12 protein-coding genes are annotated in these 10,491 nt (G+C 64.9%); 6 read left to right on the top strand and 6 right to left on the bottom strand.

From position 1 onward, the window contains the following. The first annotated feature begins 137 nt into the window (after positions 1-137). From MKK75_RS19625 to MKK75_RS19635, 3 genes are read left to right on the top strand one after another with little or no spacing between them, the layout of a single operon-like run. Positions 138-1,280, top strand: a complete 1,143-nt coding sequence (locus MKK75_RS19625; RefSeq protein WP_244044197.1) for a metallohydrolase — start codon at positions 138-140, stop codon at positions 1,278-1,280. A gap of 3 nt (positions 1,281-1,283) precedes the next feature. After that, positions 1,284-3,602 carry a thiamine biosynthesis protein ThiF gene (locus MKK75_RS19630; RefSeq protein WP_244044198.1) on the top strand — a complete coding sequence of 773 codons (2,319 nt, stop codon included), beginning with the start codon at positions 1,284-1,286 and terminating at the stop codon, positions 3,600-3,602. Continuing rightward, positions 3,583-4,374 carry a hypothetical protein gene (locus MKK75_RS19635; protein WP_244044199.1) on the top strand — a complete coding sequence of 264 codons (792 nt, stop codon included), beginning with the start codon at positions 3,583-3,585 and terminating at the stop codon, positions 4,372-4,374. Before MKK75_RS19630 ends, MKK75_RS19635 begins: the two co-directional genes overlap by 20 nt. A gap of 116 nt (positions 4,375-4,490) precedes the next feature. On the opposite strand, the gene MKK75_RS19640 is transcribed toward MKK75_RS19635, so the two are convergent. The 3 genes from MKK75_RS19640 to MKK75_RS19650 all read right to left on the bottom strand — a co-directional run bounded on the left by MKK75_RS19640 (position 4,491) and on the right by MKK75_RS19650 (position 6,791). Continuing rightward, on the bottom strand, positions 4,491-4,883 hold the full coding sequence (locus MKK75_RS19640) for a hypothetical protein (RefSeq protein ID WP_244044200.1): 393 nt from the start codon (positions 4,881-4,883) through the stop codon (positions 4,491-4,493). 462 nt (positions 4,884-5,345) lie between these two features. Next, positions 5,346-6,164, bottom strand: coding sequence for a hypothetical protein (locus MKK75_RS19645; protein ID WP_244044201.1), 819 nt, complete (start codon positions 6,162-6,164; stop codon positions 5,346-5,348). Between the two features lie 51 nt (positions 6,165-6,215). After that, the gene (locus MKK75_RS19650) at positions 6,216-6,791 is read right to left on the bottom strand and encodes a DUF805 domain-containing protein (protein WP_244044202.1); all 576 of its coding nucleotides are present in this window, start codon (positions 6,789-6,791) and stop codon (positions 6,216-6,218) included. Positions 6,792-6,930: 139 nt separating this feature from the next. Here MKK75_RS19650 and MKK75_RS19655 point away from each other — a divergent pair, with 139 nt between their 5' ends. After that, positions 6,931-7,176 (top strand): helix-turn-helix domain-containing protein, encoded by a 246-nt coding sequence (locus tag MKK75_RS19655; protein WP_244044203.1) that lies wholly within the window; start codon positions 6,931-6,933, stop codon positions 7,174-7,176. A gap of 12 nt (positions 7,177-7,188) precedes the next feature. Here MKK75_RS19655 and MKK75_RS35805 read toward each other — a convergent pair whose 3' ends face one another. Beyond that, positions 7,189-7,317, bottom strand: coding sequence for a hypothetical protein (locus MKK75_RS35805; protein ID WP_279594000.1), 129 nt, complete (start codon positions 7,315-7,317; stop codon positions 7,189-7,191). A 64-nt stretch (positions 7,318-7,381) separates the two neighbouring features. Further along, positions 7,382-7,795: a DUF3768 domain-containing protein gene (locus tag MKK75_RS19660; RefSeq protein WP_244044204.1), complete on the bottom strand. Its 414-nt coding sequence runs from the start codon at positions 7,793-7,795 to the stop codon at positions 7,382-7,384. 795 nt (positions 7,796-8,590) lie between these two features. Here MKK75_RS19660 and MKK75_RS19665 point away from each other — a divergent pair. Continuing rightward, entirely contained in the window at positions 8,591-9,073 is a 483-nt protein-coding gene (locus MKK75_RS19665; RefSeq protein WP_244044205.1) for an SMP-30/gluconolactonase/LRE family protein, read from the top strand. Beyond that, a protein-coding gene (locus MKK75_RS19670) for an IS3 family transposase (RefSeq protein WP_244044206.1) occupies positions 9,031-10,172 on the top strand; the annotation gives its coding sequence in 2 pieces (ribosomal slippage) (positions 9,031-9,298 and positions 9,298-10,172; 1,143 coding nt in all). Before MKK75_RS19665 ends, MKK75_RS19670 begins: the two co-directional genes overlap by 43 nt. Positions 10,173-10,202: 30 nt before the next feature. On the opposite strand, the gene MKK75_RS35810 is transcribed toward MKK75_RS19670, so the two are convergent. Continuing rightward, positions 10,203-10,337 carry a hypothetical protein gene (locus tag MKK75_RS35810; protein ID WP_279594001.1) on the bottom strand — a complete coding sequence of 45 codons (135 nt, stop codon included), beginning with the start codon at positions 10,335-10,337 and terminating at the stop codon, positions 10,203-10,205. Positions 10,338-10,491 lie beyond the last annotated feature (154 nt).

A 10,491-nucleotide genomic window follows, 5' to 3' on the forward strand; every position in this document is an offset into this window, starting at 1 on the left:
ATTAGCCTTTCACCCCCCGTGACCCGTTCTACGGAGTGGGGCTCAGCTTCACGCGAAACCAGGATTTTCGGCCCAGCGGCCCTTGCGGCACAGATCGTGAACGACCATCTCGAACGTGACTATCGGGGTGCACGCTTATGGCGGTCAAAACCTGTCACTTCAAAGTCGACAATGGCGACATGACGCTGATCGAGTTCGAGAACGGGCGGCGCCTGCTCGTCGACATTAAGATCAGACAGACCGCCGACGATCCCGACGATGAGACACCGGATGTCGCGGCGCAGCTGCGCGATAGGCTGGATGTCGACGATGAGGGGCGCCTGTATGTGGACGCCTTCCTCCTCACCCACCCGGACGCGGATCACTGCGCCGGCCTGCGCGCGCATTTCCATCTGGGGCCGCCCAGCACGTGGAGCCGCAAGGACAACAAGATTCTGATCCGTGAGATGTGGTCGTCGCCGATCGTGTTTCGGCGGGCAGATCAGGACACGCTCTGTGAAGACGCCAAGGCCTGGCGCACCGAGGCCCGCCGCCGCGTGAAGCTCTTTCGGGCGCAGGGCTATCTGTACGACGGCGACCGCATCAAAATCATGGGCGAGGACGTCGAGAGGAGGACCGACGGTCTGGAGGCGATCCTCGTGCCCAGCGGGTCCACCTTTTCGACCATCTGCGGCGTGACGGACGTATCCTTTGAGGCGCTGCTCATCGCGCCGCTGCTTGCAGATAACGAAGCGGAGGCCGAGATCCTCTCGAAGAACAACTCGAGTGTGGTCATGCGCCTGACGCTGGCCGCGAGGGGCAAGTCCGACGCCGCCCGCTACCTGCTCGGCGGCGACGCCGAGGTCGCCATCTGGGAACGGGTTCGGGACCGGTATGGAGACGACGAACTCGCATATGACGCGCTGATCGCGCCGCACCATTGCTCATGGCACAGCCTGTCCTGGGACAGCTGGTCGGAGAAAGCCGAGGACGCGAAGGTTTCGCCAAAGGCACGCAGCGCCCTGGGCCAGGCCGCGCCGGGTGCGACGATCTTGGCCAGCAGCGTGGCGATCAAGGACGACGACAACGACCCGCCCTGCATCCGTGCGCGCCGGGAATACAAGTCCATCTTGAAGTCGGGCGCCGGCGTGTTCCAATGCCTCGCCGATGACGCCGGTTTCGAGCCCTATGAACTGTTGATCAACCAGTATGGCCCGAAACCGGACCGCAAACGACTGGCGGCCGCCGGCGCCTTTGGTGCTGGCACTGCCATCGGGTCGGAAGCCCTAGCCCACGGCTAAGCCATGTTCCCGGTCGCCGTGGCGCGGGCCATCCAGCTTGCCGGCCAGCACCCCGCCGTCGCGGCCTGGCGCGTGGCTGGCGTTTCCGCGGATGGCCAGGTCGTCGCGGAGTTCGACATCCGGACGGAGCTGCCGGCGGCCTGGCGGCCGCGGGGCGAGAGCCCGAGCGGCGTGCGCGCCCTGGAGACGGTGACACTTACCTTCTTGCCCGGCTATCCGGTGCGCGCGCCGCATATCGCCCTCCGTGACGATTTCAGCCGGGCGCATCCGCATTTGAACCCGCGGCCGGCCGGGTGGCCACCCGAGCCCTGCATCGTCGCCGGCAGCCCTCGGGAGCTGCTGCAGGCACGCGGGATCGAGGGCTTCATCGATCAGATCGCGGATTGGCTCGACGCGGCCGCGATGCTGGCCCTGAACGACCCTGAGCATGGCTGGGAGCCAGTGAGCCGGGACACGATCGACGACATCATGGTCGTCGATGGCGAGGGCCTGCGTGCCATGCCGCAAACGGAGGCTGGCTGCGCCGTCGTCCAGACGGAATATTTCGTGAGGTCCGACGCCGGCAATCTGGTCTATTTCGTCGACCACCGCTCCTGCGTACAAATATCAATGGAGGGCTCGCGCTTCGGCCGCGGCCAGGTCCGGGAGGGGTTGTGGCGCGGAAAGGCACTCGGCCTCGTCTTGTGGGCGGGCGACGACCCGTCGGGGCAGCCCGTCGTGGTTGGGGAGTATCTGCCGGAGACAGTCGTGACGGTCCGCGACCTGCGCGCTCGGGCAAGGCTCTATGGCTGCGCTGATCAGCTGGACGCCAAAATCAACCTGTTCGCCTTCGCGTTGCAGGACAAGGCATTTGAGCCGATCCCTCTGACCGTGACCTTCCTAGTCCGCCGGCCTTTCCACCTGGTGGGCTCGGCCTCCCCGATCGAGCTGTGCTCCTATCTGATCCATTTACAGTCCTCGCAGGACCTGATCGACGAGGACCGGGGCCTGGTGCGCCTATGCGCCTACCGCGAGGAGCTGTCTGTCGCGGTCCTGCGCCGCGCGTCGGGGACGGTAGCGGCGGATGACGGCCTACCCTGGGCGCTCGTCGGCTGCGGCAGTGTCGGCTCCAAGATCGCCGTCCATCTGGCACGGCAGGGCGAGGGCCCTGCTCTCGTTGTCGACCAGGGCGTCATGATGCCCCACAATTTCGCCCGCCATGCCATGTTGCCGGGCGACGCCGAGCGCCGGGGCCTCACAGGAGCCAAGGCCACGCTGCTGGCCGATGGCCTCGAATTTCTGCAGCAACGTCCGGCCGAGCATGTAGGCGACGTCATCGGCCTGTCGGACGAGCCTGCCGGCAGGGCTCTCCTGGCCGGCGACGGTGGCCGGGTCCTGCTCAACACGACCGGCTCGACAGCGGTGCGTGAGGGTCTGTCCTTCCTGGCCTGGGAGCACCGCCCCCTGCTTTCCGAGGCTCATCTTTTGGGGGCGGGCGAGGCCGCCTATGCGGCGCTCGAGGGCGTTGGGGGCAATCCGAACCTCAGTGATCTGGCGGCCGAATCCTACTATCGCATCGCCGGCATGCCGGATCTCCGGACGCGAGTGTTTGGCGCGGAAGCGGAGGCGATCGCCATCGGCCAGGGCTGCGGGGCCGTGACGTTCCCGGTGCCGGATTCCCGGCTCAGCGCGTTCGCGGCCGGCCTCGCGGACATCGTCGCCCGCCGCAAGGCGGAGGGCCGTGCGGCGCCTCATGGCCTCCTGCATATCGGCGAGATCGGCCCTGACGGCGTATCCCAAAGTTGGCTCGACGATCGGATCGAGCCTTGGACCATCCTCGCCGGTAAGAGGGGCATCGGCATTCGCCTAAGCCCCCGTGTTACCGGCAAGATCGCGGATGATATCGCGGCCAAGCCCGGCTCTGAAACTGGCGGTGTACTGATCGGCCGGTTTTCCCAGGTGGGCAACGCGTTTCAGGTGGTCGATGTGCTCGAGGCGCCCCCCGACAGCGTGTTCTCAGCGGATAAGTTTGTGCTCGGCACCGTCGGCCTTAAGACGGCGGTTGCGGCCGTCATCCGCACGTCGGGCGGGTCACTTTATCCGCTGGGAACCTGGCACAACCATCTGGTGGATAGCGGTCCCTCGGCGCTCGATACCCAGACGGCCGCGCGGCTGGCATTGCGGCAGCTCTTCCCGGTCCTGATGTTGATCGCGCTACCTGGCGGATACACCTGTTTGACCGCGGAAAGCTTCGACACCGGGCTTTTTGACGTCCGCTCTCCAGTTGAAGGGGAAGCCCAGTCGGCTGTCCCAGGATCGCGCGATGGACCTGGATCTCCTTAAGCGGGCCGGCCTCGACCGGTACGACCTCAATGCACGGCTGAGGCCAGCCCTGTTCGTGCTACTTCCCGCCCTAACCCTGGTGACGTTCTGGCTTCCCGCCGCACGGACTTTCATGGGCGGCATCGTCACGCTGCTGAGCGCCTGCGGGTTGACATACCTACTGGCCCAGATCGCCCGGCGAAGGGGGCGTGCCAGGGAACGAGCGCTCGGCGACCGCGCCGGCAGGCGCCATTCCGCCCGGCTCCTGACCCACGCCGACCCGACCATCGCAGCCCAGACCAAGGCGCGGTACCATGCCTATCTCCGGGCCAGCGGCGGGCTGGAGTTGTCGACGCCCGAGGAAGAGGCACAGGATGCGTCTCTTGCCTATGGCCGGGCGCGCTCGGCCGTGGATTGGCTGCTGGAGCACACCCGCCCATCGGCGAAGGCGTCGTTGCTGTTCGACGACAACATCGCCTACGGCTTTCAGCGCAATCTGTACGGCATGAAGCCGCTTGGTGTGGCGATTGCCGTTTTGTGCCTCGTTGCCAATACCGGCCTGCTGTGGCTCCGGCCGCTCGACGACACGCAGTTCTGGACGGCAGCTTTGCTCGAATGCGGGATCGCGGCGCTCATCTTTCTTTGGCTATCGCAGGTCTCGGCGGGCTCCGTCGAGGATGCGTCACTCGCATACGCGCAAAAGCTGTTCGCCCAATGCGAGCGGATAGCTGAAGCCGTCGACGAGCAGAAACGGCAACGGCCCCAGAAGGACATTCGGGCAACCGCCTCGTAAAGCGCCCAAGGGGTGACAAACTGCGGTGAAGCACAACACCCCCAGTCAACCCCGCAGGAAGTTCAAAGCCGCGGGCTAGCCGCCTACAAGCGGACATTCCCAATGCCCGGAATGGGTCATACCAGGACGTCGTAAGCGGTCAGTTCGGGCAGCATCGCCTCGACGACGAAATCGACGAAGGCCGCCGGCACGTCGAGGTAGAACTCGCGATCGGAGTAGGCGCTGACGTGAGCGGGCAGCCCCCTGGCAACGAACCACGAGGCCAGCCGGTCGAGGTCTGCTTCCGGAGTGTCGCTGAGGAACGAGATCTGCGAGCGCTCCCGGTCGTGATCCCGATGTCCGGTGTCGCTGCAACTGAGCTGGAGATCGACATTGGCCCCGGGCTGCCGCAACCACACGGCGCGTTCGGTCCGTCGCAGCTCCACAAACTCCAGCTGCCCGACGAACATGTCGACGACGGCCTGGAAATGACCCGGGTTCACCCGGTTGGCGACATGGTTGAGCCGCACAATTCTGCTCCGTCCCGTCCCCGAGGGCAACGGCATAAAGGATCGGTCCGAAAGCGTCGAGGAACGGACGGGCTGAGCCGCGGTTCAGCCGTCCCGAGCATCTGACGCACCGCGTCACCCCAGTCGAGCTTGACCATATACGTCAAATCGTTCGCGATGAGACTGCAAGGCAGGCAACCACCCAAATCCGTGTTCCCACGATCTTCAGACCAGTTGAGCCGTCCGGAGGCGGGTTTGAGGGCTTCAAAGGGCTGGTTAAGGGGGGTGGGTAACTGCAACCTGACCGCCGACGCCCAACCCCCCTTACCCACCCCTGCAAAAGCCCGTGCATCGCGTGCATCTCGTGCAGGGCCGTTCGTCGTCGCTTCCGTCCCGTCGCCGCGGGGACGGGACGGCCTCGTTGTGCGCCAAAAGGTCGAGGATTTCCGCCGCCAGGGTCGCCGCCAGCCGTCGATCACGCACTCAATCGCACCGGACGAAATCTGCTGGCGCTTGACCTTCATTATACAATACTAGCCTATCCCCATCGACCTGAATGCGCGAATTCATTGTCCACTTATCGTCACCCTCGCTGCATGAGCTCTCGACATTCCACGTCGCAGCGCTTTGCTCCCGTACCTTGAGGTCACAACGGTATTCGAGGCTGATCTCGGCATCTTGCTCGAACCGGATGACGCTGTCCTGTTCCGGCGCCGTGCAGTCCGGTCGGCGCGGCGCCCACCGCCCTACATAAGGTGGATGCGCGTTCATGGCTGCCGAGGGTGGGACAGATGTTGTGGGGGCTTCCGGGCTGTTGCTACTCGATTGCCGCGGCCTGCCTTTGCCTTCCATCAGACGATTGGCCTCGCCGAACAAGATGGGATCAAAGCCAATCAGCGGTCCAGCGAACGGCAAGGCCGCCCCAACCGCCAAGCCCGAGCTGATGCAACGGTTGTCCCGCGGTGGGGCGGGCTTCGGTGGACCACTGACCCGCGGATCAGCGGTGTAGGGCGAGCCTTGCAGCGCGAGTGCGGTCATGTTGCCGAGGATGTCGTTGGCATCCTTGTTCTCGCGCAGGGCGCGTTGCCATTGGTAGGGCTCGGTCTCGGCGTAATGATCCCGCAAGCGGTTGATGGCCTGGCCGACGATCGGCTCGTAGGCGCAGCGGTCTGCGCTCCTCTCGAAGGCTATGACTGCGATCGCGGTCGAGGTCAGACCATCGCCGAATTGGGCCAGGGCATACGAGGGAGTCAAATTTAGTACCGCCGCTCCAACGGCGGCCAATCGATTGAACCGCCTCATGGGGTGCCCTCCTCATCGTGCATCGGATCGTAAGCGCCGCTGTACCGCCGATCAGCGGCGAGCCTGTGCGAGAGTCTCGGACTTCATCACCTCGAACTCGGCCTCGCTCAGGTGCCCATCGCGGCGCAGCTGCCCCAACCGCTCGAGCTCGGCGATCACATCTGAGCGGACGGGCGCAGCAGGCAGCGACGCTGACAGGGCAGACCCAGGGTCAACCCGCACGCCGGTGGCCGCCGGAGCGGTCGATAGCGCCATCGGGTTCAGGGGATCGGTACCGTAGCGGTTCGCCCCAACCGTACCCCGCATGCAGGCGAAGGCGACGATGACGAGGTTCAGCGGCGGGACGTAGTTCAGCAACACCAACCAGCCGCTGTGATCGGTGTCGTGCAACCGCCGAACGGTGACACTGAAGGCCGGCACGAGGTGAGCTAGAATGAGCAGAGCCGAGAAAATGCCACCGGGCTTCTTCTGCAGATCGGCGTCCACGTTTTGCGTCACGGCACCATCGACGAACAACGCGACGATGAAGAGGCCGACGAGCACGGCGGTGAACTGCCAGAACTCGGCGCGCGATGCTCGCCCCCGGAACACCGCGTACTGCCGCATCGCTCGTACGTAGCCACCCATACTGCCCCTCCTCAGACCGGCGTGTTGTCTCGTTGAGACGGTGCTCGGCATCCGTACCCGCGCCTTAATACCTATCGTATAGTTCATGGATTAATCCCTGCAACCGGTGCGCCTCAGGTCCATGGATGGACGGGCGCGCTTGGCGTGGAACCTGCGCCGCCTGCGCGGCGAACGTGGCCTGTCGCAGGAGGTGCTGGCAGTGGATTCCGGCGTGGCGGCCCCGTACCTGAGCGGGATCGAGCGGGGCGTGGCGAACCCCACCGTCGACGTTCTCGACCGCTTGGCCGAAGCTCTGGGTGTTGAAGTTGATGCCCTGCTCGTCCGCCCAAACGCCGAACTTGGCCTGCCACAGCCTCTCCGCGCTGGACGCAAACCGAAGCGGTAACCTCGTGTGGCATCAATTCCCCTCCTCCCGATACCCGTCGTAAGCGCAACCTGACCAGTCGCCGTCGTCATCGGCCGGCTCGTCCTCGTCCCACTCGGTGTCGGCGTCGAGTTCGGCCTCGCCGCGCGGCTGAAGACGCATAACCTCGCCGCCGTGGGGCGGAACGGTCCGGGATGGGCGCGATGCCGCGCAAGGGGGCGCCGCGTCAGTACTCGTCGATGCGCATGATCGTGAGCACGCGGGTCGTGACCGCGGGGTCGGCCGGGTCCGGCGAGCCGCCGAGCAGCGCGCGATCGTAGGCGTCGATTTTCCAAAAGAAGCGCTCGCCCCCAACCTCGACCGCGCCGAAGTCGTGCTCGCCGTGGGGATCGTTGTCGGGATCGAAGCTGCTGAAGCGGCGTACGGCCAGCTGTAGGGCGATCCGGTCGGCCTCGGCCAGTTCGACCACGCCGGGCGTCTCGACCACCTGCCCACCGGCGAAGCTGCGCCGGAAGGCATCGTTCAGGGCGCGCACGCGGGCGGCCAGGTCGGTGGCGGCGATCAACGGCTCACGCGGCTTTTGCGAGTTGCCAATCGTCGCGGGAAGGTCGGCTGGCGTCGAAAAATACTCGCTGCTCATGGTCGACCTCGCAAAGAAGAAGGGGCCCCGTGTGGGGCCCCTTGCTGGTGGTTCTCGTATCGGAGTGGCTCGGTCGCCTGGCCCGCGATGCCGAGGCGCGGCGCGTTCGACGGTGCGGTGATCGTGGCATGGCGAGCCTCAACGCTTGGGGGCAATGACAGCCATGTTATAGGACTTAATTCATAATGTCAATGATGTCGAGCTGCTTATGCGAGCGGGCACATCCGCGCCCGGTTTTGGCCGAAAGCGGAATGGCTGCTTCGGAGAGGGCTGGTTGGGAAAGCTGACGGCCTTCTACCGACCCAACGCAGTCGTTCACGCGCGACCGTGCTGTTCCCGAAAGCAGACGTAATTTGGGCCGTTGCTATGACGGTGATGCGCCCATCCCGATCATTCACATGGCTTTGACAACGTCCCGTAAGCAACTGCTACCAGCTGCGATCAGCCGTTTGTAGGAGGATACACTACCGAACGATATTCTGTGGTCGGGCTTGCGATCACCTGTGCGCCCGTCTCCAAAATGGTCATCCATGCCGCGCCGACGACGAGGTTCGCGATTGCGTTCGACCATCGGGTACGCGCGCCGACAGTAACCTTGCCCCTAAGGGGCCGGGTGCGGTCGATATCGAACAGGTCGGCGTTCTCCTTGACTCATGACCTTCGACGAGCCCGCGTTCTTTAGATCGTACCCGACTAGTAAGCCGGGGTGGCGGGAGAACGACATCGACCCGACGGAATTAGCCATCCGAGACATTCCTCACTTGGGTGCCTCAAGATCTCGATCAGGGAGGGATCATGAACGCTGAACCCGCGTCGGACCTGCTGCGTCGAACCGGTCCGCCCGAGCCCGTCCCCCACGTCGATCCACCCCGGGCGTCCGACCCGCGCTTCACTGAGGTAGTGCCCCACCATGCCCGCCTCGTCTCGCTCTACGACCAAGCGATCTTTGGCGAGGGTCCGACCTGGTGGCCCGCACGGGACATCCTGGTCTGGTCGGACGTCGAGGGGCGCCGAGTGCTCGGCTGGCACGCCGACGGCTGCGTGCGGGTCGTCATCGATGCCACGCCGTTCACCAACGGCAACACGGTCGACCGGGACGGCAACCTGATCCATTGCGAGCATGGCAACCGCCGCCTGTCACGCACGTCCCCGGACGGGCGCTACGAAGCTGACCTGACCGGCTGGCTTTGGACCGGGCTGATTGAGAGGATCAGTCAGGACCAAAGGAGTTGGACATGCGGCGAGGTCAGAAGACGGGTGCGGAGCAGGTCGTGTTGAAGCTGCGCCAGATTGAGGTGCAGACAGCCCAGGGCAAGAGTTTGGCCCTCGCCTGCAAGGAGGCCGAAATTTCCGAGCAAAGCTACTATCGCTGGCGCAAGGAATACGGCGGCCTGCAGATCGACCAAGCGCGCCGGATGAAGGATCTTGAGCGTGAGAACGCGCGATTGCGGCGGCTCGTGGCTGATCTGTCCTTGGAGAAGCAAGTGCTGGCGGATGTCGCCTCGGGAAACTTGTAGCCCCCGAACGACGCCGGCAGGCGGTCGACGGCATCCGAGAAAAGTATGGTCTCTCAGAACGTCACGCCTGCCGGATCGTCGGCCAGCACCGCGGCACGCAGCGCTACGTGCCGACCGTGCCGGCCGATGAGGATGCGCTGACCCGCGCCATCATAACCTTGGCGTCCGAGTATGGACGTTACGGCTACCGCCGCGTCACCGCGCTGCTGCAGGCAGCGGGGTGGCAGGTGGGCAAGGATCGGGTCCAGCGCATCTGGCGTCGCGAGGGGCTAAAAGTCCCCAGCCGACATAAGCCCCGCAGCCGCCTGTGGCTGAACGACGGCTCGTGCGTGCGCCTGCGCCCGCTCCACCGCAACCACGTCTGGAGCTTCGACTTCGTGCAGGCCCAGACCCACGACGGCCGGAGCCTGCGCATCCTGACGCTGATCGACGAGCACAGCCGGACCTGCTTGGCGCTGAAGGTGGCGCGGCGCATCAACAGCCTCGGCGTGATCGAGGCTTTGGCCGATGCGATGTGCCTGCACGGCATCCCGGAGAACATCCGCTGCGACAATGGCCCAGAGATGATCTCGAAGGCGCTGCGCAAATGGGTCGCCAAAGCTGGCTCACAGATCCAGTATATCGCACCAGGATCCCCGTGGGAGAACGGGTACTGCGAAAGCTTCAACGGCAAGCTTCGGGACGAGTGCCTGCGCCAGGAGATCTTCTACTCGCTGAAGGAGGCGCAGATCGTGATCGGTCTATGGCAAACCACGTACAATTGCGTCCGACCGCATTCGTCGCTGGGCTATCGGCCGCCCGCGCCCGTCAGCTACCCGGATCTGGCCTTCCGGCTACCCATGGCCGCGACCATGCAGTAGCCTCTCAATCGGCTCGGTCCAAAATACCGGTCAGGTCAACGGCGATCCACCGCGCGCAACCATCGCGCTGTCGGAGAGCGCCGAAGCGTTCATCTGATAGCGGGCCGTTGTCAGGTGGGAGTTCGCCACCTGGCCGGCCATCAGCATGGTCAGCGCTGCCAGCATCAGTCCTGCACCTCCAATCACCCCGTAGAACATCGGTAAATCGGGGCCACCATGCTGACCATTCTGACTCGAATGCCGTTCTGCCACCTAAAAACCTCGCTGATCCACAATTGCGGATCCGCAGGAGCAACGGGCGCTCTACCCGATAGGTCCT

Origin of the sequence: Methylobacterium sp. J-030 (genome assembly GCF_022829545.1) — a bacterium.
GTDB lineage: Bacteria > Pseudomonadota > Alphaproteobacteria > Rhizobiales > Beijerinckiaceae > Methylobacterium.